19 protein-coding genes and 1 pseudogene are annotated in these 23,885 nt (G+C 65.8%); 7 read left to right on the forward strand and 13 right to left on the reverse strand.

Annotated features, from left to right (window positions below; translation table 11 throughout):
- Window positions 1-429: 429 nt before the first annotated feature.
- Window positions 430-918: a GNAT family N-acetyltransferase gene (locus K0M70_RS06545; protein ID WP_290780809.1), complete on the reverse strand. Its 489-nt coding sequence runs from the start codon at window positions 916-918 to the stop codon at window positions 430-432.
- Between the two features lie 948 nt (window positions 919-1,866).
- Here K0M70_RS06545 and K0M70_RS06550 point away from each other — a divergent pair.
- Window positions 1,867-2,880, forward strand: a complete 1,014-nt coding sequence (locus K0M70_RS06550) for a TraB/GumN family protein (protein ID WP_290780810.1) — start codon at window positions 1,867-1,869, stop codon at window positions 2,878-2,880.
- A gap of 65 nt (window positions 2,881-2,945) precedes the next feature.
- Entirely contained in the window at window positions 2,946-4,334 is a 1,389-nt protein-coding gene (locus tag K0M70_RS06555; RefSeq protein ID WP_290780812.1) for a serine hydrolase domain-containing protein, read from the forward strand.
- Window positions 4,335-4,556: 222 nt separating this feature from the next.
- On the opposite strand, the gene K0M70_RS06560 is transcribed toward K0M70_RS06555, so the two are convergent.
- The 11 genes from K0M70_RS06560 to K0M70_RS06610 all read right to left on the reverse strand — a co-directional run bounded on the left by K0M70_RS06560 (window position 4,557) and on the right by K0M70_RS06610 (window position 17,372).
- Window positions 4,557-5,363, reverse strand: a complete 807-nt coding sequence (locus tag K0M70_RS06560; protein ID WP_290780813.1) for a hypothetical protein — start codon at window positions 5,361-5,363, stop codon at window positions 4,557-4,559.
- A 293-nt stretch (window positions 5,364-5,656) separates the two neighbouring features.
- On the reverse strand, window positions 5,657-6,676 hold the full coding sequence (locus tag K0M70_RS06565) for a TraB/GumN family protein (RefSeq protein ID WP_290780814.1): 1,020 nt from the start codon (window positions 6,674-6,676) through the stop codon (window positions 5,657-5,659).
- Window positions 6,677-6,945: 269 nt separating this feature from the next.
- On the reverse strand, window positions 6,946-7,644 hold the full coding sequence (locus K0M70_RS06570; RefSeq protein ID WP_290780815.1) for a hypothetical protein: 699 nt from the start codon (window positions 7,642-7,644) through the stop codon (window positions 6,946-6,948).
- 681 nt (window positions 7,645-8,325) lie between these two features.
- A complete protein-coding gene (locus tag K0M70_RS06575) occupies window positions 8,326-9,558 on the reverse strand; it encodes an MFS transporter (protein WP_290780816.1) in 1,233 nt (410 codons plus the stop codon).
- 27 nt (window positions 9,559-9,585) lie between these two features.
- The gene (locus K0M70_RS06580) at window positions 9,586-9,837 is read right to left on the reverse strand and encodes a hypothetical protein (RefSeq protein WP_290780817.1); all 252 of its coding nucleotides are present in this window, start codon (window positions 9,835-9,837) and stop codon (window positions 9,586-9,588) included.
- A 62-nt stretch (window positions 9,838-9,899) separates the two neighbouring features.
- A complete protein-coding gene (locus K0M70_RS06585) occupies window positions 9,900-10,562 on the reverse strand; it encodes a hypothetical protein (RefSeq protein WP_290780819.1) in 663 nt (220 codons plus the stop codon).
- An 11-nt stretch (window positions 10,563-10,573) separates the two neighbouring features.
- Entirely contained in the window at window positions 10,574-11,218 is a 645-nt protein-coding gene (locus K0M70_RS06590) for a HupE/UreJ family protein (protein WP_290780833.1), read from the reverse strand.
- A 92-nt stretch (window positions 11,219-11,310) separates the two neighbouring features.
- On the reverse strand, window positions 11,311-14,448 hold the full coding sequence (locus tag K0M70_RS06595; protein WP_290780820.1) for a CusA/CzcA family heavy metal efflux RND transporter: 3,138 nt from the start codon (window positions 14,446-14,448) through the stop codon (window positions 11,311-11,313).
- Window positions 14,449-14,458: 10 nt separating this feature from the next.
- Window positions 14,459-15,691: an efflux RND transporter periplasmic adaptor subunit gene (locus K0M70_RS06600; RefSeq protein WP_290780821.1), complete on the reverse strand. Its 1,233-nt coding sequence runs from the start codon at window positions 15,689-15,691 to the stop codon at window positions 14,459-14,461.
- On the reverse strand, window positions 15,688-16,938 hold the full coding sequence (locus K0M70_RS06605; RefSeq protein WP_290780822.1) for a TolC family protein: 1,251 nt from the start codon (window positions 16,936-16,938) through the stop codon (window positions 15,688-15,690). Before K0M70_RS06605 ends, K0M70_RS06600 begins: the two co-directional genes overlap by 4 nt.
- Window positions 16,939-17,000: 62 nt before the next feature.
- Window positions 17,001-17,372 (reverse strand): hypothetical protein, encoded by a 372-nt coding sequence (locus K0M70_RS06610; protein ID WP_290780823.1) that lies wholly within the window; start codon window positions 17,370-17,372, stop codon window positions 17,001-17,003.
- Between the two features lie 150 nt (window positions 17,373-17,522).
- Between K0M70_RS06610 and K0M70_RS06615 the strand changes: the two genes are divergently transcribed.
- Window positions 17,523-17,813: a hypothetical protein gene (locus K0M70_RS06615; protein ID WP_290780824.1), complete on the forward strand. Its 291-nt coding sequence runs from the start codon at window positions 17,523-17,525 to the stop codon at window positions 17,811-17,813.
- 21 nt (window positions 17,814-17,834) lie between these two features.
- Window positions 17,835-18,227 (forward strand): annotated as a pseudogene (locus K0M70_RS06620) (tyrosine-type recombinase/integrase); the annotation flags it as partial.
- Here the strand turns inward: K0M70_RS06620 and K0M70_RS06625 are convergent.
- A complete protein-coding gene (locus K0M70_RS06625; protein ID WP_290780826.1) occupies window positions 18,145-19,455 on the reverse strand; it encodes a hypothetical protein in 1,311 nt (436 codons plus the stop codon). The pseudogene K0M70_RS06620 and the gene K0M70_RS06625 overlap by 83 nt on opposite strands.
- Before the next feature lie 726 nt (window positions 19,456-20,181).
- Here K0M70_RS06625 and K0M70_RS06630 point away from each other — a divergent pair.
- The 3 genes from K0M70_RS06630 to K0M70_RS06640 form a co-directional block, all read left to right on the forward strand.
- Window positions 20,182-21,489: a TolC family protein gene (locus K0M70_RS06630; RefSeq protein ID WP_290780828.1), complete on the forward strand. Its 1,308-nt coding sequence runs from the start codon at window positions 20,182-20,184 to the stop codon at window positions 21,487-21,489.
- Window positions 21,486-22,838: an efflux RND transporter periplasmic adaptor subunit gene (locus K0M70_RS06635; protein WP_290780829.1), complete on the forward strand. Its 1,353-nt coding sequence runs from the start codon at window positions 21,486-21,488 to the stop codon at window positions 22,836-22,838. The genes K0M70_RS06630 and K0M70_RS06635 overlap by 4 nt, the downstream gene beginning before the upstream one ends.
- On the forward strand, window positions 22,804-23,885 hold a 1,082-nt coding region (locus K0M70_RS06640), incomplete at its 3' end, for an efflux RND transporter permease subunit (protein ID WP_290780831.1). The genes K0M70_RS06635 and K0M70_RS06640, both read left to right, overlap by 35 nt.

The raw sequence follows: 23,885 nt of genomic DNA on the forward strand, positions 1-23,885 counted from the left end.
CAGCATTACCCACCAGTGCGCAGCCTGGCGGCGCTTGCAGCATCAATGCGGCCGCCACAGGATGCGCCGGCCGCTTATTGTCGCGGAGAGTTGTGTCTTGCGAGAGCGCAGCCGCGGGGGACAGAAGCGCGGCCATCAGCAGCGCCAGTGACTGATTGATCATCGTGCAGGACCCTCGGGGTTGCGCGCCGAATGCGGCCAAGGCTTCAGTTTACTTGGAGAGTGCTGGCGCAGCGCGCTTCGGGTCGGCAGCCGCCCCTGCCCGGGGCCGTTGCCGGCCGGGAGCGGACATCAGGGCTAGCCAAAAAACGTTTGAGTTAACCCCGATCGCGGAGGCAGGCAATGTAAGCCTTCTATGCGAAGGTGCCGAAGGCGCCGCACAGCAGGCCTACATTGCCTGCCATAGCGGGTCGGGGGTTAAACGAGGGGCTAGACCCCACTGCGGTACAGCCATTGAGTGACGTGTTCATTGTCCTCGTCTATTCGGGCGCCGACTTGTACAAAGCCGGCCTTCTGCGCAACGCGTATGGATGCTTCGTTGTCTGGAAGGATTTCCGCGAGTACTTCAGACGAGCCCGATTGAAGGGCAAGTTCGGTCAGGAGCTTGAGCGCGGCAGTGGCTGCGCCCTGCCCACGTGCGACTGACGCAACGCCATAGCCGATTTCAACGCGGGTGGCACCGATTGGCGTCTTAAAACCGCACGCGCCCACGAAACGCGAGTCCCCCTCTCTCACGATCAGGTAAGAAGTTGGCAGGGCCGGATGATCAGAACTGGCTTCCAGCTTCAATGCCCTTGCCGCAACGAACGCCGGCGGCATGGACTCAGGCTCGGCGTGAACAGCGAACTCGTCCGGGATGTGCGAGTCCGCCAGCAACTGAAGAGCTCGGGTCGGAAGCGGAATGAGCGCGAAGTGCATTGGTTTGGGGCCTAACGCAGAGTTAAGCCGCGCCGAAGGCGTCGGCTTGAATGATGTTTTAGGCCTGCGAGCGGTGCAGTTGATGCCGCACCAATTCTGCATACCTTTCTCTCGTTGGGAAGTCTACATTCTCTGGAAGAGAGTCATATACGCGAAGAATTCCGTCATTGTCCAACCGAGGATGTACGTGGATATGGAGATGCGGCACTTCTTGGAAGGCAGCCTCCCCGATGGAGTGCCAAAGGCTGATGCCATTATTTGGGAAGGCCTGTGCGACTGCGCGCGTGACCCGTGAAACGGATTGCATGAGCGCGCTACCCGTGTCTGCATCCAGATCACGGACGTCGTTGATGTGCATCTTTGGAACTACGAGGACGTGTCCAGGGTTGGCTTGGCGAAGGTCGATAAAGGCAAGCGTCCTTTCATCGTCAAGCACGACGCTAGCTGGCGACGTCCGATTGACGATCTCACAGAATATGCAACGCTTATTTGTGTCCACTTCAATGCAGGCCTAACTGCCGAATATGCGGACGCTATGGTCCGGTTATACGTCCGATCAAACCACCGGCCTCTAGCCCGCAAGCCGACCATTCGTCTTGAGTTTAGGCCGGGCTTGTCCGGTAAACAATCCGAAGCTACCCCGGACAGTGATCACCTGCGCGCAGGGCGTCCCACGCAGCGATTGAAGGGATGAGGAATGTCCGCTTTAGGATGCCGCCCCTGCCCAAAGTGCGTGCGTTGGGCGTGTTGACCACAGATCCCGGTCAACGCCGACCCTGTCGCCCATGCTGGCCGCAGCCCCGGGGGGAACAGCCGCTTAAGTCCGCCTCCGACTTGTTCCGCTTACAAACCTTTAGGGATACCGTTACCGAGACCTACGAATTTAGATTGCCCGTGTTCATCTTGGCTGCAAGACACTGCGCCTAAACCACATTGGATCGAGTTCGCATGCCTGATCTGCCCCGGTTCCTGGTCTTGGCTTGCCTCCTTTCGCTTCCCGCTGGCGCATCAGAGCCCCCTCCGGCCGACGCGTCCCCTACCCTCGAAACCGTCGTGGTAACAGGCGTCATGCCGGGCCCAGGCCTCTGGAGGGTGGAAAGCGGCGGGCGCCAGCTTTGGATCCTCGGCACGGTCAGCCCGCTGCCGCGCGACATGAAGTGGGAAGCGCTCAAGGTGGGTGAACTGCTGGCGCAAGCCGACGCGGTGCTCAGTCCGGCCGGCGCCGAGGCCGATCTGAGTGCAGGCGATGTAATGAAGATGATGACGCTGGCCCGCTCGGCAAACGCGGCCATCAAGCTGCCGGACCGCGGGACCCTGGCCGATGTGATTCCCACCGAGACGTATGCCGTCTGGTTGGGTCTGAAGCAGCAGTACCTGCCCAATGACAAGAAGGTGGAACGGCAGCGGCCAGTCTTCGCTTCGCAGGAGCTCTACAACGCGGCCATTGTGGCCGAGGGCATGACCCGGACGAACATCGTCTGGAGCGCTGTTAGCGCACGCGCCATGGAGCTCGGCGTTTCGATCGTGGACACGGGCGTGCGCATGCCGCTGGCCCTGGATCGAAGCCGCTACAAGGCGGGTATCCAAGCCCTGGCGAACTCCGGGATCGATGACGTGATCTGCTTCAAGGCGACCCTCGAGACGCTCGCGGCCGACCTCGAGACCATGAAGCGGGGCGCCAATGCGTGGGCCACAGGCGACCTCGACCAACTGCGGCTTGTACGCCACGCCGAGCTCAAGCCTGCCTGTAAAGCGACCTACGACGAGGCCATGGGCTTCCAGAAAAAGCCCGACTGGACCCGTGCCGCCCGGGCGGCCTGGCTCACTGCCGCGGAATCCGCCCTGGCGGACAACACCAGCACGCTGGCCGTCCTGCCCATGTCGGACCTTTTGGGCCCGTCGGGAGTCCTGGCGGTACTCAGGGCACGGGGTTACACGGTAGTCGAACCCGATATCTTCTAACCCTCGGCGCTTCTCCCAACGGGTTCGCCTATTCTCTGGGCTGGTCAATGACTCCGGGGCAAGCCGTGCGGATCTTCAAACTCCTTCTTGTCGCACTGCTGCTGTTTCCCCTCACGTCGGGTGCCGAGACGAACCCGCCCGCCGGCTATGCCAGGGCGGCGTTTGACATGTGGCTGACCTCCCACAATTCTGGCGAGAAGGGGGACTTCGAAGAATTCAACAGGACGTATTACAAGGAAGATGACTACAAGTGGTTCGTCGATTTTCGCGAATCGACCGGCCAGTTGCAGCTTCTTGAGGTCAAGTCCGATACGCCGACGAGGGTCGATGCGCTCGTGCTCTCCGAGTGGGGCAACGCAATGTTGGCGAGCATCATCTTCAAGGACGAGGATGGTTTCGCGATGGATGAGATGAGGTTCGAAGGGGTTCCGACCCCCGACGCCTTCAAGCCCGCGCCTATGGAGCGGGCGGCCCTGGTCCAGGAAGCCACGCGGCGCCTGGACGAGCTGGAAGCCGCAGACAAGCTGTCGGGTAGCTTCCTGATGAGCTGCAAAGGCCAGCCGGATTTCGAATGGAGCGGGGGCCTGGCCGACCGGGAAGCTTCGATCCCGGTGTCGGCCGCCACGCGCTTCCGGATGGCGTCGCTGGGGAAGATGTTCGCGGCCGTGGCCATCCTTCAGCTTGCCGATGCCAAGCGACTGTCTCTCGATGATCCGCTGTCGCGCCATCTTCCTGAGTACCCGAACAAGGCCGCTGCCGAGGCCATCACGCTGCGTCAACTGCTCAACCACACCAGCGGCACGGGCAATATCTTCAACGACGATTTCCCGAAGATTTCGGAGTCACTCAAGACGCACAGGGACTATTGGGGGGCGTTCGCAGCCAACGACCTCGAATTCGAGCCCGGCTCGAAGGAAGGCTACTCGAACTATGGATACATTCTCCTCGGCTCGGTCATCGAAGCGGTCAGCGGCGAGAGTTACTACGACTACGTGGAGCAGCACGTCTTCGGCCCCGCAGGCATGACGGCCACAGGCGCGGAGCCGGAGACGGCGGCTGTCCCGGACCGTGCGAATGCCTACACCGAGACGGAAGGAAACTGGGTGCGGGAGACCGCCAGGCTTCCCTGGCGCGGGACCGCCGCCGGAGGTGGGTACACCACCCCGCGCGACTTGGTGAATTTCGCCACCGCTTTGCAGGAAGGAAAGCTGCTTTCGGAAGAATCCCTGGCCGCGGCTACGGGGCCACAAAACATCAAGGGCTGGTATGGCTATGGCTTCATGGTCAGTGGTCAGGGCCGGGACAAGCAATACGGCCACGAAGGTGGCGCGCCTGGCATGAACGGCATCCTCAATGTGAGGCCCAACCAAGGCTGCACTATCGCTGGCTTGAGCAACTTCGATCCAGACAGCATGGCGAACGTCGTCAACTTCGTGACTCGCCGGCTGCCCTGAGCCGCCGGACAACGGGCGGATCAAAGTGTCAGAGTCGCCCGACGCGAATTTTTCAACGGAATAGGTCGGATGCGGGCGCTGGTCGACTTTGACCGTTGCGCCGGAATGAGATGACCAGCGATTCTGGTGTTGACTAAGCCAGTCAGCTGGGGCGGAGGCGACTGGCATCGCCTGATGTGGCCGACTTCCACTTCCGGCCAGGAGCGGACAACGTGTGCAGATTCAGTCCCCGCTGGGAGCGACCAGTGAATCGAGCAGCTTTTCCACGACGGCGGAATCGTAGCGGACTTCGATGGGCGTCGTTTCCAGCGGTGGTGGTGCGTCCGAATTCCGGAGAGTCTCGTCAAGGCCACTGGTGCTGCCGTATATCGGCGCCTTAACCGTCAGCGGGCCCGGCTGGGGAAGCTCGCCATGAATGGCGTGGTAGACAAGAAGTGCGTTTAGCAGCGCCAGATCCCGCCCCGGATGGAAGTCGTCCGCAGCAAAGAACCAGGATAGTTCGGGAGCCGTGCCGCGCAGGCGCTGCAGCCTCCCAGAAACTTCGATGTATGGAATGCCGGCGTTTCGCGCGGCCTCGGACTCGCTTTCGATCAGTTGGCGGGAGGCTGATGGATCCGACTGGTACGTTCCCAGAAGGAGAACCACAGCTCCGTTCCGCCTGCCGACGTCCGCCAATGCCAGGACCGCTTCCCGCGCTTGTGTGCAGGAACCTGCCCCGAACGAGCACATCAAGTCACCGCCGCGCTCTTGGACCACCAGATGCGTGTAACTGCCCTCTTCGAGCGCACGTGCAACGGAACCATCGCCAACCCGTTGAGATAGCGTCGCCCCTGCTCGCACAATCATGTCGCTGGGCGAATCGTGTCCATTTGCCTGCGCAAGCGCGCTGTAAACCGCTGGAACGTTACCAACGTAGGTCAGACTATTTCCTACGAACAGGACCTTCGTATACAGCCGCGGCTGGTCGATCGCGCCGCAAGACAAGAGCGTGAGCAGCAAGGGGAGCGCGAAAAGACGGAGGGCTTTCATTGTCTAATGGGTTCCGAAACGAGTTTTGCGCATCGACAAGGTGGCAATGGATAGTCCTGAGGACCATTGACTCAGACAAACAGGAGGCAGGCCGTCAGCTGGGCCACGCTCCCGTCAAAGTCCTGATGGGGCCGGGATACAGGGCAATCAATGTCCGCTTCGGGTCGGAAGCCGCCCCGGCCCAAGGCCGTTGCCAGCCAGAAGCGGCCGGTCGAAGCCTGCCGGTTTCGGCGCTGGCGATTCACTTCCAATCGCCTATACAGGTGGGATTGGAATCCAGATCGGCCCGACCGCTACTCGAAACCGGCGGGCGTCGAGGGGCTTTGATCGAGCGTCGGCGCGAGCTCCACGTCGCTCTCATCCTGAGATTCATCCTCGTCCGGCGCGGTGACGACATAGCCGCGGCTGGAGAGATCCGCGAGGTAACCGTCGGGTTTCAGCAACTCGGATATCGGAAGTAGGCCGATGCTGATGCGGTATTCACCGAGGGCCTGTTCGGCGGCGGCGAGCCAAGCCTTGCGTTGCTTGCCGGGGAGGTCGTCGAGGCCTCGCTTCTGCAGCGCGGACGCGCTCATCACGGCATCGAAGCAGGCACTTTCCGGGTCGGCTTCGTGCAACTCGCGCAGCAGCGGAACATCCCCCACGGCCCAAGCATTGGCGCGGGTGCGCAACAGGTCCAGATCGGTCTCGAAACGCCGCAGGGTGCGCTCGAAGCAGTCGGTGTCGGCCAGCGCGTTGGCCTTGAACTCCCTGGCCGCGAGCTTCAGATCGTCGATGACGATGTGGACCATCGGCCTGATGACCGGCAGCTTGCGCTGCTCCGCGATGTTCCGCACCAGCGCCGAGGCGGGCGAGCCAAACTCCAGCCCGATGCTGTCTGCGGCTTTTCTTTGCAATTTCTCGGCGGCATAGACTGGCCGCCACCGCTCGACCGCTCGATCACGGCCGAGGTAGGTTGGCTTCAGGCTCGCCCAGCGCGCGTACAGTTCGGGCGAGACTACGTCCTGCAGGGTGGCGCCGTCTGGATTCTTGCGGGCGCCAAGCAACGATGGCAACACCAGTGCGGTACGCCACAGGCCGGCCCCGCTGGTTATGCTGCCGCCGGGTGGGTTGATGATTGCCTCAGCCTCTGCCAGCCGCGCCTCGAGTTCTTTCGAACGCCATTCGACCTTGGCTGGCAGCGGGCTCAACGTGCCCAGGATCCACAGCACGTGATCGCCTTTTGCGACTCTCCACAGGCCCGGGCCCGGCATTTCGCCCTGCACCTCCACAGCCGCCAGCTGCGTCGTGGCGTCGGGGTCGCTCTGCGGCAAGGCCTCACCGACCGCCGACAATGGAACCATACAAAGGCAGAGCAGCAGGCCGGCAAGGCGGGGTGGAGGCATAGGTGAGCAGTCCTTGTGTAGGTGCGTAGATTCGACGAAGCGACGCAGCCTAAGGTTTTTGGCATTAAGTTTCGGTTACGCCCGCTGCAGCGAAAACCAGGTCTGCATCGCACCCGCGCGCCGACGTCCGCGTGGCTGCCGCACCTGACAGACAACGCCGCGATTCGTGTGTCGGCGTCCGGCACGCAAAGGCCGACTCAGGGTCTGCAGTAGCGCTCCACTTTTCGCAGGTCGTCTTCGATGGCGTAGCGGTCGCTGTTCGATTCGAGATTGGCCAAGCGCTCGCGCGCGCCGGGGCAGGGGTCGGGGTCCACGCCTCCAAAGACCTGTATGGCGATCGACCTGAGCAGCTTTTCCGGCGTGCTCTCCGTGAAGCGGACACCCTCCACGAACGGCTCGGCGCGGCCAGGCAATCGAGCGCTGGGGCCGCGCGCCAGCGGATTGTGCTCGGGTGGCGTGTCGGGTTGTTGCCAGGGATCCGCTGTCAGATGCAGGCGCAGTGGCGCCAGTTCCTGGGGCGAAGCCTCGACGGCTTCCATTGCCGGCTTCCGCTTCGCATCGCCGACCGGGGTAACGTTGGACGGGCGGAGAGTTGGCGGTGAGACCGATTCCTCTGCCGGCAGCGCTGGTTCGGCCACACGCGCCATGAAGCTGACCTCGATGCGTTGTTTCTTCGCGTCAGGGAGCTGGACGCGGTGGAGCAGCAGTCCGCCAAACAGCGCGATATGCAGCAGAAGAACGAACAGCGCCGCGGCTGGGCGCCAACGCGATATCGGCTGGCTGGTGATCGGTGGCCGGAAGTGCAGGCCGGACCATTCAAGCGCCCGGTCCGGCGCATTGGCTGGCATCGGCAGGGAACCCACGCGGGCGGCGGTTCCAGGCATCGGCGTGGTCATCCTTGACGATTCGGAACCGGGGGGGGCGATCTGGGCGCCGCTGATCCGGCAGCCTGCGCAGTGTGCGATGGAGACTAACCACGCTCACGTTAAAAATCCGCTTATGGTCCCACCCGCATCAACAGCGTCTGTGGCACTCAATCTCCGCCGGGTCGACATCGACCACTTCGAACAGCCGAGCGGTACGGATTCCTGCGGTCTGGCCCCAGACCTCGGATGTCCGCTTCGGGTCTATTCTGTTGAAAAAATCGGGTTGCGAGAATTTGCCTCGGATTTGCACTCGGCAGTGCTCGCGACAGCGCGTTTCTGAGTCTACAGATGACTGCCGAGCACGCGGACATTCACTGTCGCGAGCGCCAAGCGGGTGGTCGTCCGAACGAACCGTTTTTTCAACAGAATAGGTCGGAAGCCGCCCTCCCCTACCCCCGATAACGTGCCCTAATCGAATACCTAGCTAGTCCGCTTCCGGCCTATTCTGTTGAAAAACTCTGTCGGCAAGAACCTACCGCCGTTTCAGACGGTGTCGCGCTCACGTCGATACGATTCTGGGTCTCCGGACGACTACCCGACGGCCAGAATGTGCGTGTCGCGAGCGCCAGTTAGCTGACCATTTCGGCGAATCGAGTTTCTTCAACGAAATAGGCTAGAAGCGAACATCCCGCGAGTAGCAAACCGTCGTATCTAAAGAGCTGCGTTGGTGCTCGGGTTCGGGCTATCAGTCGATGGCCAGAGCTTCCACGCAACGACGCCACCCGTCGCGGCCAGAAGGCTTAACGTTGCCAATGCGGCCTGCATCCCCATCCTTGCGCCAACCCATCCGGCCAACGGATAGGCGAGCAGCCAGCACGCATGTGAAAGCGAGAACTGCGCTGCGAATAGGAACGGCAGGTCGGCCGCCGGTGCAGCACGCCGGAGCAGGCGGCCGCCGGGCGTGACCAGTCCTGCGTAGGCCATGCCCAGTGCAACCCAAGCGGGCGCCACCACCCACCAGCCAACGACCTCACCTAGAGCAAACCAGGCGACAGTGGTACAGATCAGGGTGAACACCATCGCCCCAGCGGCGAACATCATGATCCGGCGGTCGGCGATCCGGTCCAGCAGCCACGGCAGGCTTAGCGCGACGAGCATCGAGCCAGCGCCGAACGCACCCAGGGCTGCGGCGACTTCCCGTTCCGCACCGCCAAGCGGCCCACGCACGATGACTACGGTGTTGACGAAAACCATGGCGGCACCCGCCGCAGCGCACAGGTTCAGCGCCAGGAGGCCGCGCAGGCTCGGCGTTCGCAGGTAGATGCCCATGCCTCGCAAGGCCCTGGCATACGGGCTGCCTGCGGCAGGTCCGGCAGCCGCAGGAAAGGTAACGACCATGACCAACGCCGCGGAGAGCAGGAAGCCCACCGCGGTACCCGCGAAGAGACCATGGAAACTGATCAGCGTCAGCAACGCGGCGGCAACGGCTGGGCTGAGCAGGCTTTCAAGGTCGTAGGCCAGGCGCGACAGCGACAGCGCCCGGGTGTAGTCGCGCTCATCTGGGAGGATCTCCGGGATCAGCGACTGGAACAGAGGCGTGAATCCCGCCGACGCCGACTGAAGCAGCGCGATCAGAAGGTAGATCTGCCAGATCTCGGTAACGAAAGGCAGCATCAGGGCGACGCTGGCGCGGACAACATCCAGCGCAATCAACACGGGCTTGCGCCACCCTGGCGGAACCGCGGCGCCGACCAGCGGCGCCAGGGTCACGTACACGATCATCTTGATCGCCAGCGCGGTGCCAAGCACCGCGCCAGCCTGGTCCCCGGCCAGGTCGTAGGCCAGCAACGCCAGGGCCACTGTCAGCAGCCCGGTACCAACCAAAGCTACCACCTGCGCCAGGAACAGGCGCCGGAAGCGGGTGTTGCGAAGGATGGCGAGCATGGCGCCCGGCCTGTGCCGGGCCCACCGTCAGCCGCGCTCTTCCTCGGTCACGGCCTTGCTGTCCTTGGGCTTCTTGGCCTCGGCTTCGCAGGTCGTCCTCAGCGCCTTGTCGGCCAGATCGGCGGAATAGCGCTCGGTGTCGGCCAGTTCTTCGCAGGTGATGGGCTTGGCCTTCGCGGCCGGGGCGGGCTCGTGCAGCGCCGGGTCATGGGCCTGGGCGCCGGCGGCAAACAGCGAGGCGGCGAACAGGGTGGTCAGGGTGAGGGATCGCAGGGTCATGGCACTACTCCTTGGGTGGGCGCAGCAAGTTGCCGCGGATGAATCGATGCTGGAACGGGATGTCAGGGACGGTAGAGCGAAGGCTGGAAGCCGGTGACCACGATCTTGATGGTCACGGGCTCGGTGCCGCGGTTCTGCCAGTACCAACCGTGGGTGCCGTCGAAGGCCGCCACGAACGTGCCAGCGGCCTCGCGCTGCGCGGCTTCGACGGCGTAGCTGGTCCAGGTGCCTTTCGCATCGGGCGCTTCGCCATGCATGTCGACCGCGACGTCCGCGCTGGCGGTCCAGCGGAAAACCAGGCCGTCGCCGGCCTTGAGGGCGGACTTCACTTCGGCGCCCTTGCCGGGCTCGAGGGTGACGGAGAACGTATCGGTGCGCAGCTCGCCCGGGCTGGCCGAGAAGGCCGCGGCATCGAGCGATTGGCCCGCGTTGGCACCGAAGGCTGCGGCCGCCCTGGCGGCAAGCGCCGTGTTGGCCTCCGTGGTGTCCGTCGACGCCGCAGGCACGGGGGCGGCAGGCGGGGACTCTGCCGATGCCGCGGGTTCGTCAACCGCAGACTGCAGGGCATCCAGGCCCAGACGGGCGCCGATGCCCGTGGGATCGATGCCGTATTCGGCCGGCAGCACGGTGGTGACCAAGATCACCGCACCGACAAGGATGGAAACCAGGGTGGCTCGCACCAGGCGGGCGGTGCTCGGCAACGCGGGGGACTGTGGGTAGGACATGACGGACCTCATCAGGAAACGAAATAGCCGGTGAGTTGGTAACCGATAAGCACGAAGCCGGCGATCATCAGTACGGTGTTGGCGGCGAAGGACTGCCGCGTGAAGGCGGCGCTGCGGCGCCAGAAGCCCATCACGATCAGGATGCCGGCCAGCGCGAGCAGCTGGCCGATCTCGACGCCGACGTTAAAGGCCAGGATGTTGGCCACCAGTCCGTCGCGGTCGAGTTCAAAGTCCTGCAGCTTGGTGGCCAGGCCGAAGCCGTGGAACAGGCCGAAGATCAGCACCGCTGCCTTGGTGTTGGGCTGCACGCCAAACCAACGCTGGTACGCACCCATGTTGTCGAGGGCCTTGTAGACCACGGACAGGCCGATAATGGCGTCCACCAGGTAGGCGTTCACGTGCAACCCGCCCAGCACGCCTGTGAGCAGCGTGACGCTGTGGCCAACGGCGAACAGCGTCACGTACACGGCAACGTCGCGCATCCGGTACAGGAAGAACACTACGCCGAACAGGAACAGCAAGTGGTCGTAGCCGGTGACCATGTGCTTGGCCCCCAGGTACGTAAACACCACCAGTTGCATGCCGGCGTTCTGCTCCAAGAAGGTCTTGTCGTCGTCCGCCACGCCGTGGGCCCAGCCGACCAGCGGCAGGAACATCAGGAACAGCAAGGCCAGCCAACGGACGGCGGCTAAGCGTTGAGAGTCAGGCAACAAGGAAACCTCCACGGTTTGGTTCAAGGGTCGATTTCTCATGCGCTGGCCGTTCGCCTCGCGTCGTCGCGGCGGTGGACCAGCCGATACAGCGCGGGTAGCACCAACAGGGTCAGCAGCGTCGAGGAGACGATGCCGCCGATCACCACCGTAGCCAGGGGGCGCTGAACCTCGGCGCCGGCACCGACGTTCACTGCCATCGGCAGGAAGCCCAAGCTGGCCACCAGTGCGGTCATCAGTACCGGGCGCAGACGGGTCACCGCGCCATCGATCACCGCTTCGTGCAGGGGGTCGCCCTGCTCGCGCAGGGTGCGGATGAAGCTGATCATCACCAGACCGTTGAGCACCGCCACGCCCGAGAGCGCGATGAAGCCCACGCCCGCCGTGATCGAGAACGGAATGTCGCGCAGCCACAGCGCCAGCACGCCGCCGGTCAGCGCCAGCGGCACGCCGCTGAACACGATCGCCGCGTCCTTGCCCGAGCCGAAGGCCATGAACAGCAGGCCGAAGATCATCACCAGCACCACCGGCACCACCACCGACAGCCGCTGGCTGGCCGAGATCAGCTGCTCGAAGGTGCCGCCGTACTCAATCCAGTAGCCCTCCGGAAGCTCGATGTCCGACGCGATGCGTCCCCGCAGTTCATCGACGAACGAGCCCAGATCGCGGCCGCGCACGTTGGCGGTCACCACGACGCGCCGTTTGCCGTTTTCGCGGCTCACCTGGTTCGGGCCCGGGGCCACGTCGATCACGGCCAACTGCGCCAGCGGCACGTAGCCGCCGCCCGCCGCCGCGGGGACCGGCACCGGCAAGGCGGCGAGCGCCTTCGGATCCTGGCGCTGCGCCTCGGGCAGCCTCACGACGATGTCAAAGCGACGGTCGCCCTCGAACCACTGCCCGGCGGTCGCGCCACCCACGGCCACCGACACCGCCTGCTGCAGCTCGTCCACCGACACGCCGTGCCGCGCCAGTGCGGCACGGTCTGGCGTGACGCTCATCAGCGGCAAACCGGTGGTCTGCTCGAGTTTGACGTCGGCCGCGCCCGGAATGGCCTGGGCGAGCCCCTCGATCTCTTCGCCGACCCGTGCCAGCTCCGCCAGGTCGTCGCCGTAGAGCTTGATCGCCACCTCGGCGCGCACGCCCGCGATCAGTTCGTTCATGCGCATCTGCACCGGCTGGGTGAACTCGTAGTTGTTGCCGGGGATGGCCCAGACGGCGGCTTCGAGTTCGGAGATCAGCTGGGCGCGGGGTTTGCGCGGATCCGGCCAGTCCGCACGGTCCTTGAGCATGATGAAGGTGTCGGCCACGGACGGCGGCATCGGATCGGTGGCCACCTCGGCCGTGCCGATCTTGCCCACCACTTCCTCGACCTCCGGGAACTGCTTGATGCGCGCCTCGAGCTGCCCCTGCATGGCGATGGCCTGGCTCAAGCTGGTGCCCGGGATGCGCAGCGCGTGCAGGGCGATGTCGCCTTCGTCCAGGCTGGGGATGAACTCCGTTCCCAGTCGCGTGGCCAGAGCCCCGGACGCGACCACCAGCACCACTGCCGCGGCCACCACGGCCGTGCGCCAGGCCAGCGCCCGCTCCAGCAGCGGGCGGTAGCCGCGGCTGATGCCGCGCATCACCCGCGTTTCCTGCTCGGCCACCTTGCCGGTGACGAACAGCGCCACGGCCGCCGGCACGAAGGTCAGCGAGAGCGCCATCGCGGCGGTCAGCGCGATCACGACGGTGAAGGCCATCGGATGGAACATTTTCCCTTCGACACCCGACAGCGCGAAGATTGGCAGGTAGACCGCGGTGATGATGAACAGGCCAAATAGACTGGGCTTGATCACCTCGGCGCTGGCGCTGGCCGCCAGCTCGAAGCGTTCATCCCGGGTCAGCAGGCGACCGAGCGTGTGCTGCCGCTCGCCGAACCGGCGCAGGCAGTTCTCGACGATGATCACCGCACCGTCCACGATCAGGCCGAAGTCCAGGGCGCCGAGGCTCATCAGGTTGGCGGAGACCTTGTTCTCAACCATGCCGGTGATCGTGAACAGCATCGTCAGCGGAATGACGGCCGCCGTGATCAGCGCCGCCCGGATGTTGCCCAGCAGCAGGAACAGCACCACGACCACCAGCAGCGCACCTTCGAACAGGTTGGTACGCACGGTGGCGATGGTGCGATCGACCAGGTCGGTGCGGTCGTAGACCGCATGGGCACGCACGCCGGCCGGCAGGCTCTGGTTAATGTCCTCGAGCTTGGCGGCGGTGCGCTGGGCCACGGCCCGGCTGTTCTCGCCGATCAGCATGAACGTGGTGCCGAGCACGACTTCCTTGCCATCCTTGGTGGCAGCGCCCGTGCGCAGCTCCCGACCTTCGCCCACGGCCGCGACATCACGCAGCCGCAGCGGCAGGCCGTCGCGGGTGGCGACGACGATGTCGCGGAGCTCGTCCAGGCTGGCGACCTGTCCGGGTACCCGGACCAGGTACTGCTCGCCGCCGCGCTCGATGTAGCCGGCGCCGACGTTGGCGTTGTTGCGCGCCACCGCGTCCAGCACGTCGCGCATGGTGAGGCCATATGCCACCAGCTTCACCGGATCGGGGGTGACGTGGATCTGGCGGGTGAACCCGCCGATGGTGTTGACCTCGGTCACGCCCTCCAGGTGTCGCAGCTGCGGCCGCACCACCCAGTCCTGCAGCGTGCGCAGCTCGGTGGACGTCCACGGTTGGCCGTCAGCCATGGTCGCGCCTTCCTCGGCCTCGACCGTGTACATGAAGATCTCGCCCAGGCCCGTGGCCACCGGGCCCAACGACGGCTCGATGCCGGCCGGCAGCTGGGACGCCGCCTGCTGCAGTCGTTCGGCCACCTGCTGGCGGGCGAAATAGATGTCGGTGCCGTCGTCGAACACGACGGTCACCTGCGACAGGCCGTAACGGGAGATCGATCGCGTGTAGTCGATCCGGGCCAGGCCGGCCAGCGCCGTCTCGACCGGGAAGGTGATGCGTTGCTCGGCCTCCAGCGGCGAATAGCCCGGCGCCTCGGTGTTGATCTGGACCTGGACGTTGGTGATGTCCGGGACCGCATCGATGGGCAGGCGCCCGTAGTTCCAGAGGCCCAGCGCTGACAGCGCCAACACCAGCAGGAGCACGAGCCAACGGTGCGCGATGGACGCGCGAATGATGCGTTCAAGCATGGCGCGCTCCTCAGTGGTCGTGGCTGGCGCCGGACTTCTCGATGTCCGATCGGATCAAGAAGCTGTTCCCCGACACGTAGGGCGTGCCCGGCTTCAGGCCGCCCAGCACCTCGGCGTAGTCGCCATCGCGGTCGCCCAGTTCGAGCATGCGCACCTCGTAGGTGTCCTCGACCTGCGCGAACACCACGGTGAAATCGCGGAAGGGCTGCAGGCCGGATTCCTTGACCGCCAGCGGCACCTCGCGCGACGACACGGTCACTTCCGCCGAGACGGTCATGCCGGGCCGCCAGCGGCCGTCGGCGTTCGGCACCACCACCCGGGCGATCACGCCCTGGCCGCTGGTGGCGACCGGCAGGATCGTGTCGATCGTCGCTTCCGCCGTGGTGTCGCCGGTGGCGCTGCGCAGGCGCACGGCCTGACCCGGCGCCAGTTTGTCGGCGTCGGTGCCGATGGCGCGCAGTTCCACCCACACCCGCGACAGGTCGGCGATCTCGAACAAGGCGCCGTCGCCGGCGACGTCGCCGACATTGGTGTTGCGTGCGAGCACGACGCCATCGAACGGCGCAGTGACCGCGTAGGTGCGCATGCTTTCATTGCCCTCGACGGTGGCGAGTGCCTGGCCGGCGCGCACCTTCTGGCCCAACTGCGCGGATACCGAGCGGACGATGCCCGGGAACCGGGCGCGTACGCTGGCCAGGCGGTTGCCGTCCATCGCGACCGTGCCCAGCAGCGGCACCACGTCGCGGATGGTGGCGGGACCGGCGGCTTCCACGACGACGCCGGCATCCTTGGCCGCCGCCGCGGGGATCGTCGTGCGCCCCTCGTAGGAGGCAAAGGTCCATGCGTAGTCACGGCCACCGTGTTTCGCCGCTACCTTGACGTCGAAGGAGTGCGGCTCGGTCACGGTGTCGGGGCTGCCCAGGTGATCGCCGTTCGCGGTGAACGCGAAGCGATTGACCTCGCCGTCGAGGCGGTGCAGTTCAATCGTGGCGTCCACCGTGTCCGGCTTCACCGGTTCGCCACCCTGGTAGGCGTACAGCCGGTACTGCGGCGGGACGCCGTCCTCGAAGATGGTGATCTCGAGCGCGAAGTCGCCCTTGCGCAGCAATCGCCCGTTGTGCGGTCCGCGTTCGAAGTCGCCGGCGGCAGGCGCGGCGTGGCCGCCCTCGGCGGCGTCATGCCCGGTGTCGGCGCCGCAGGCGGCCAGCAGCAGGGTGAAAATCAGGGTGAGCAGACGGGTCATGAGGTGGGGTCCTGGGCATTCGCGGTCAGGCGTTCAACCTCGACCAGCAGCAAGTGGTAGCGGGTCGCGGCCTCGACGGCGCGTTCGCGGAGTCGGAACAGCGTGGCCTGGGCCTGGGCCAGCGAGTAGAACGAGAAGCGCCCGGCCTCGAAGCCGCGGCGGGTTTGCGCCACCGCCTTCTCCGCCGTGGACAGCATGGAATCGCGCAGCGTCTCGGCTTCTGTGCGGGCGTGGCGAAGCTCCTGCACCTTCTCGAACAAGACCTGGTGGCTCTCCAGCCGGTCGGCCTCCCGACGCGCGGCCAGGGCGGCCAACTCGGCGTCGGCTTCGGCGAGTGAATACGCCGCACGCGGGCGGCTGCCCAGCGGCACCGACACCGACATCACCAGGCCCTGGTCATCGAGGCCCTCGATCCTGCGGACGCCGAGGCTGAGGTTCACGTCGGGCGAGCGACTGGCCTCGCCAACGCGGCGGCGTGCCGCCACGGTTTCCGCCTCCAGGCGGTTGGCCAGTTGCTCGGGGGTCTCCGCAAGCCGTGCGGCGAGCGCTGCGAAATCGTCCATGTCCGGCAAGGCCTGCAGGTCACCGTCGACGGTTTCGAAATCAGGGGTAGAGGCCCCCCACGTGGCCGCCAACGCCATACGGGCGCTGTCGAGCTCGTGCTCGGCGTGCTCGCGCTCCAGCCGGGCTTCGGCCAGGGCCAGATCGGCCGCGTGCAGGTCGGTCTCGGGGTTGCGAGCGGCATTCACCCAAGCCGCGACCTCGCGCCGGGTGCGCTCGGCCTGGGACACGTGTTCGCGGGCGTAGTCCAGGCGCTGCTGATCGGCGAGCACCTCGATGAACCGGGCCGTCGTTCGGCTCGCGATATCGATGCGGGCCTGCTGCACTCGCTGCGCCTGCTGGCCGATCTGGGCATCGCCCAGCGCTTCACGGGCAGCGCGCTTGCCGCCCAGCTCGATGACACGGCTGATGCGCAACGTGGTCTCGGCGGCGTCTGCACCGCGCAGGCTGCCGCTGCCGGCGAAGTTCTCGAACTCGCCGCCCACGACGTAGGGCGCAGGCAGAGAATCGCGGGCGCTCCGGGCCTGGACGGCCTGGAGCTGCGCCGATTCTGCGGCGACGGCGGGGCTTGCGGCCAAGGCGCGGGCGACTGCCTCAGGAAGTCGCAGCGGTTCGGCGGCCTGGCCCAAAGGGACCAAGCCGCACGTCCCGGCAAGCGCCAGGACAAGCAGGTAACGCAATTTCACGGAAAACCTCCGGGATCGACGGACGACAGTGAACGGGCCGCGTCAGGGCGGCCGAACGTCGATCAGGCGATAGGAGGTCGGAAGGGTGTCGCGGGAATGCCGAGCCTGGGTGCAGCCGCCCCTGGTCTCGGCGGCGCATCGGCCGGCGGGATCGCAAGCGCTACCGCCCAAGAGGAGCCGAGAGCGGCCGTGGCCCCGCATTCGGCCTGGTGCATCAGGCCGTGGAAGCCCTTGGTGTGGTCGGGGTCGCTGGCCGGGTCGTGGCCCGCATGGTCGTGACCGTGGTCCGCGTCGGCAGCGGCCAGCACGGCGTGTTCAACCTCGTGGATCCCGCCCACCTGCTCCACCACGGGCCGAGCCATGATGCTCAGGACAAGCAGCATCAGGGCGCTCAGGCGCAGGAACCGCAGGGTGCGGGCGGGGAGACGGGGCATGCGCGTAGCGTGCGGGAGCGCGGAAGTCCCTGTCAACCGCGCGGATTGACTCGGTAGCCGCCGTCTCGCCCAACGCAGTTCGGCGCTACCCGGAGCGGCCAGCCGGTTGAAGCGCGGGAGCACCGTGAGTCCCCCGGGTTGGAGAAAGCCATGAACAACACCCTCCCGAACGCCAACCATGCCTCGTGGAACAAGGGCAAGCCTACCGGCCAGAAATCGGCGCTTCGGCTGAACCAGATCTACGCGATCCGGGTCCGCCGTCAGCTCGCGAATAGAACCCGTGACCTGGCTCTCTTCAATCTGCCCCTCGATTGGAAGTTGCGGGCATGCGACCTGCTCCAACTGCGGGTCCACGACGTGACACATGGATCCCAGATGGCATCGCGGGCAGTGGTCATACAACAGAAGACGAAGCGTCCCGTGCACTTTGAGATAGCTTAGCAAACCCGAAAGTCACTCTCCCACTGGATCATCAGTTCGACGTTGGACGCCAGCGATTTCCTGTTCCCGGGCAGGGTCCATTCTTCCCTGCATCTGACGACCCGTCAGTACGCCCGGATCGTCCATCAGTGGGTCCGCGATATCGGTCTTGACGACGCGAGTTACGGCACGCATTCAATGCCCCGGACAAGGGCGGCACTCACTTATCAAAGAACGCACAACTTAAGCGCAGTGCGGCTACTACTCGGCCACACCAAGATTGAAAGCACGGTTCGGTATCTCGGCGTCGAACTGGACGACGCGCTCGAGCTGGCCGAACAGAGGCGTGTGCTCACATGCGCGCAAGGGTCAACACCGGCGCAAAGCCTCCCCCGGGCGTCCGGAAATTGGTGGTTTGCCCGCGATAGAGCCTAGCGGCAAAGAACAGCGCTTGGCCGCGGTAGGCATAGCAGCGCAAGTCGACTTTCAGCGGCGGCTCATCCGTTCCGGTGTGCCGCTCACTGGGTGGGACAATGGCCTGCGCCACGTAGGCTTGTGTGCGCATCTGCTCCCAAGTCTTGTGCGTGAGCTTGTCCCCGCGGTAGCTGGCGCGGCTGCCGAAGCCGGCTGCCGGCTTGAAGAACCACTGCCGTCGCGTCGCCCAAAGCTGCTCGCGATTGTCGGGTGTCATCTGCACCGTTTGAGGAACCATATCGGCAAGCAATTCCTGAGCTTCTTCAGGCAAACCGGTTCCGGCGAGGAAGCTACGATTGCAGAGCAGGCTGAGGTTGCGCTTGTCGGCCCATAGCGCATGGGCGCGAGGGTGCGGGCTCAGGGCCACCGCGCCGTCCAGGTAGGCCTCGCGCAGCGCCTTCACCGGATCCGTCGCCAGGGCGAAGTCGGTAAGGCGGTTGTACACAAAGCCGACGCGCTCCTCCCCCCAGCGCAGGACGCCGTCCACGTAGCGCAGTTCGTCCGGCCCGCAGATGACGGTGCGATAGCCGGCTACTTCCAGGGCCTGCTGGAACAAAACGAACTCGGGATACAGGTACTGTTGCTCGGGCGCTTCGTCAACGATCGCGACCCACCCATCAACGGCCCCCGCCGCCTGCGCTCGCCACTCATCAAGCAAGGCGGTGATCGCCGATGCCTCGGCGCCTATCGCAATCGACGGCACGCTCAGCGCTGGCAAACACAGTCGTTGAGCTTTGGCCAGCGCAGCGTTAAGCAATAGCCCACCAGGATTGGTGTTCATTTCAATCAGTCGGGGGCCATCAGGCCCCAGATGGAAGTCGAAGCCCAGCAGCCCGCCGGGCGATCCCGGGTCGTGGGCGGCGATCGACGGCGCCCACGCCATGACGGCCGCCACATAGGCGGGCGTGGCCGCTGCCAGCGTCAGTGCCTGCACCGCCGCTGTCATTCTCTCAATCGTGCGCTCGGGCACGAAGATCGGAAGGGTGGCAAACAGGTGAGCGTGGGCATCTGCCAATGCCGGGGCGTTTTTGGCTGACAACTGGGCATTGAGCTGGGCGCGAACCGCGTCTGGATCGACGGCCACGCAGAAGCAGTCGCGGTGCAAGGCTTCGGCCGTAACGGCTTCGACGCATGGCACACCGCACCGCTCCAAGACGCGGCGAATGGCAGGCTGGGTCACGACGGTCACGGTGCGCAGGCTCTCCAGGAGGATACTGTGCGCCCAAGCTGGACGCAGCGGGCCCGATGGTACCCTTCTCTCGGGCTTCCGGCGCCGGAACTTTGCGGCCTGCCGCCTGTCCCATGCCAGCACCGTTCGAATTGACGCAGGTCAAGCCGCCAGGACGCCAGAACAGGTACCGTGCCGCCTAGGATGAAGAAATTCCGCCGCCACCGCTTGCGTACCCGCCTCACGCTTCTGGCGATGGTGGCGCTGCTGTGGTCGCAATTGGTCCTGGCCGCCCACCCGGCCTGTACCTTGGCCAGTATGGCGATGGACAGCGCCCACGTTGTGTCGACCGCGCACGTCGATTCCGAGCCGGCCCCCTGCCATCCATCGCCGTCCCCAGAGACGTCTCCCGTTTGCGATACCCACTGCAGCCGAAGCGACCTGAGCCCGGACGTGGCTCGCGTGCTGGCCGTTCCTGCCTTGGGCGCCTGGTCTGTCGTTCCGGTCGTGAGCGTGCAACGACTGCCTCATGAGCCCGATGCCGCCCAGGCTCCGGGGCCGTTGCGCTCCTGGCATCGACCGACCGCCCACCCCGCCAGTCTCTTGTTGATTTGATCCCGCACCGATGACTGGCCGGCGCCGCCGTGCGCCGTCGCCGGAGACATCGGTTCGGCCGCGTCCTGCGGCCGGCACCGTCCGACCCACCCCTGCGGCCCCCGTGGCCAGCAGCCGTGCAAGGCGAACATCATGGGATCCACGCTCACCCGTACCACCCCGGGGCCCCGCCCTACCCACCCGCGCCGTGGCGCGCTCCGCGCTCTGGCCCTGGCAACACTGCTCGCGTTCGCGCCGGTGACCTTTGCCGACACGCCGCTACCCGGCGCCGATGTCGCGTCCGTACGGACCTGGTTGTTGGGCAACAATCCGGACCTGCAGGCGATGCAGGCCGAGGCAGAAGCAGCGCAGGCACGCATTTACCCAGCTGGCGCCCTGCCCGACCCGATGGTCGGCATCTCATTGCAGGGGATCAACCCTGATCGCCCGAACTTACTGCCCGGTAACGTCGGGTCGGCGACCTACAGCGTGAAACAGCCTATCCCGCTATGGGGCAAGCGCGGGTTGGCCCGCGACGTGGCGCGACAGCAGGCTGACGCCGTCCAGTTGGAGCGGGAAGCAGCGGCCCTGAGGCTGCTGGCGCAGGCGGAGCAGGCTTATGTGCGCTACTGGCACGCCCGCGAAGGTGTGGTCGTCGTCGACCGACTTATTGAGCTGCTGGCGCAGATGGAGGAGGTCGCCCGGGTACGGTACGCCTTGGGCGTGGCCGCGCAGCAGGACTCCATCCGCGCGCAGGTGGCCCGCACCGCGATGCAGCGCGAACGTATCGAGCGCCTGGCTATCCGTGAAGAGGCCGTGGCCATGTTGAACGCCACCCTCGGCCGGCCGGCCGACGCTCCCTTGGCCGAGCCGACCGGCGAGCCCGTGCTGGCCGTGCCGGCGGCCTCGCTCGGCGAGGCGCTCGGCCTGCTGGCGGAGGCCCGGCATCCTGCCCTGCGTGCCAGTACCGCCCTGGCCGGGGCGGCCGATACGGCGGCACAGCTTCAGCGCCGCCGCCGCTTGCCTGACCTCACGCTCGGCGTGGGCGTCATGCAGCGCGATGATCGCGTCGACGCCTACGAGGTGATGCTCGAAGTGGAGATCCCGCTACAGCGGCGCGCGCTGCGTGAGCGAGAGCGTGAGGCCCTGCTCATGGGGGACGCCGCACGGGCGCGCGCTCAGGCGATAGGTAACGAACTACAGGGCCAACTGGGCCAGGCGTGGGCCCAGACCCGGAGTGCACGCGAGCAGCGCCGCCTGATCGAGCAGACATTGCTGCCACAGGCGCAGGCCAACTTCGAATCCGCCCTCGCCAGCTACCGGGTCGGCGACGTCGACTTCGGCACCTTGTTGGAGGCCTTGGAGGCCTGGCAAGGCGCTGATCTGTCGCGCGTGGATGTCCGTCGTAATGAACTCGTTGGCGCCGCTACGGTGCGCGCCCTGATTGGGAGTGTCGAATGAATCGTATGAATTGGAGTGTCCTGGCCCTCGCTGTTGGAGCGGCGCTGGCCCTGGGGTGGTGGTCGGGACGCGCCTCGGCGCCGGACGCCGGGTCGCTGAACGTCCAAGAGACCTCGGCCGAATCGGGCGAGCGCAAGATCTTGTACTACCGCAACCCCATGGGTCTGCCCGACACTTCGCCCGTGCCCAAGAAGGACGCCATGGGCATGGACTACATCCCGGTATTTGAGGGCGGAGAGCCGGCCGCGGAGCCGGGAACGGTCGTGTTGCCGCCCGACAAGGTCCAGAAATTGGGCGTGCGCACCGAGGTGGCCGTTCGAGAGGCCTTGGTCGCCAACGTCCGTGCGAGCGCCTCGGTGCAGGTGGACGAGACTCGGCAATTTGTAGTTGCCCCGCGCTTTGAGGGCTGGATAGAGACCCTGTACGCGAACGAGACCGGCATGACGGTGCGGCGCGGCGAGCCGCTGATGGCGATCTACAGCCCCGAGCTGATCGCGGCCCAAGGCGAGTACGCGGTGGCCGACGCGGCTGCGAAACGTCTGGCCGACAGCGATCCGGCCAGCGCCGCCACCATGCGCCAGTTGCGCGACGCGGCGCAAACACGCCTACGCAACTGGGAGGTGGCAGGGGCACAGGTCGCTCGCCAGGGCCGCGAGGCGCGCCTGGTGCTGTCGGCACCCGCCGATGCCGTTGTGGTCGACAAGCCTGTCGTCCAGGGTGACCGATTCACCCCGGGCCAGACCATTCTGCGGCTCGCCGACCTCTCCACGATCTGGGTGATCGCCGAGGTGCCGACATCGGCATCGGCCGATCTGGCGATCGGCAGCCAAGCCAGCTTCGAGACGCCCAGCCTGCCCGGACAGCGCTTCGAAGGCGAGGTGAGCTTCCTGCAGCCGGTCGTCAACCTGGCCAGCCGCACGGTCGGCGTGCGAATTGAACTGCCCAATCCCGATGGGGTCCTGCGCCCCGGGCTCTTTGGCGATGTGGAACTGCAGGGCCGCAGCGGGGAGCCTACCGTCGTGGTGCCGCGTTCGTCCGTCATCGACTCCGGGACGCGCCAAGTGGTCCTGGTGCAAACGGCGCCGGGCCGCTTCGCGCCACGCGAGGTTCGATTGGGTGCTCGCGCCGGCGACCGGGTCGCCGTGCTGTCAGGCGTCGAGGCCGGGGAGATGGTCGTGGTCTCAGCGAACTTCCTGATCGATGCTGAGAGCAACCTGCGATCGGCCATGCAGGGCATGGAGCACGGCTCGACACCACCGGCCGAGGACCACAGCGCCCATGACGCGTCCGCGGAGCCGACGGCGCCCCCGGTCGATGACCCGCACGCTGCCCATTCGGGAGGGCAGTGACATGCTTGCCCGCCTGATCGAATGGTCGGTCCGCAACGTCTTCCTGATTCTGGTGATGGCGATCGCAGTCACTGCCGCCGGCATTTACGCCGTGGCCAAAACCCCGCTCGATGCCCTGCCCGACCTGTCGGACGTGCAGGTCATCGTATTCACCGAAGTGCCCGGTCAGGCGCCGCAGGTGGTCGAGGACCAGGTCACCTACCCGCTAACCACGGCCATGCTGGCGGTGCCCAAGTCCAAGGTCGTGCGCGGCTTCTCGTTCTTTGGGGCCTCCTTCGTCTACGTGATCTTCGAGGACGGCACCGACATCTACTGGGCGCGCTCACGCGTACTCGAGTATCTGAACTTCGCCTCCAAGAAGCTGCCCGAGGGCGTGACCCCCACGCTGGGACCGGACGCCACGGGCGTGGGCTGGGTCTATCAATATGTGCTTGAGGGCGAACAGTGGTCGCTCGACCAACTGCGCGCCATCCAGGACTGGTATGTGCGTTACCAGCTGACCAAGGCCCCGGGCGTGGCCGAGGTCGCCAGTGTGGGCGGCTTCGTGCGCCAGTATTCCGTCACGGTCGACCCCGGCCGGCTGCGCCAGTACGGCATTCCTCTCTCGAGGATCTCGGAGGTGATCGCCAGCAGCAATCGGGACGTCGGCGGGCGCGTCCTCGAGATGGCGGAAACGGAATACATGATCCGCGGCCGCGGCTACCTGCGCGGCATTGAAGACATCGAACAATTGGTCGTCAAGGCCGAGGATGGCACCCCGGTTCTCGTGGGCGACCTGGCCCGGGTTGAGTTGGTGCCCGATGAACGCCGTGGTGTCACCGAGCTTAACGGCGAGGGGGAAGTAGTGGGCGGTATCGCGGTGGCGCGCTACGGCGAAAACGCCCTGACGGTCATCGAGGGGCTCAAACAAAAGATCGCGGAGATCGGCCCTGGCCTGCCTGAGGGTGTGTCAATCCGCGCCGTGTATGACCGCTCCGACCTGATTCACCGGGCTATTGCCACCCTGCGCTGGACCCTGTTCGAAGAGAGCCTGATCGTCGCACTGGT

It is taken from the genome of Arenimonas sp., assembly GCF_019459675.1.
Lineage (GTDB): Bacteria > Pseudomonadota > Gammaproteobacteria > Xanthomonadales > Xanthomonadaceae > Arenimonas.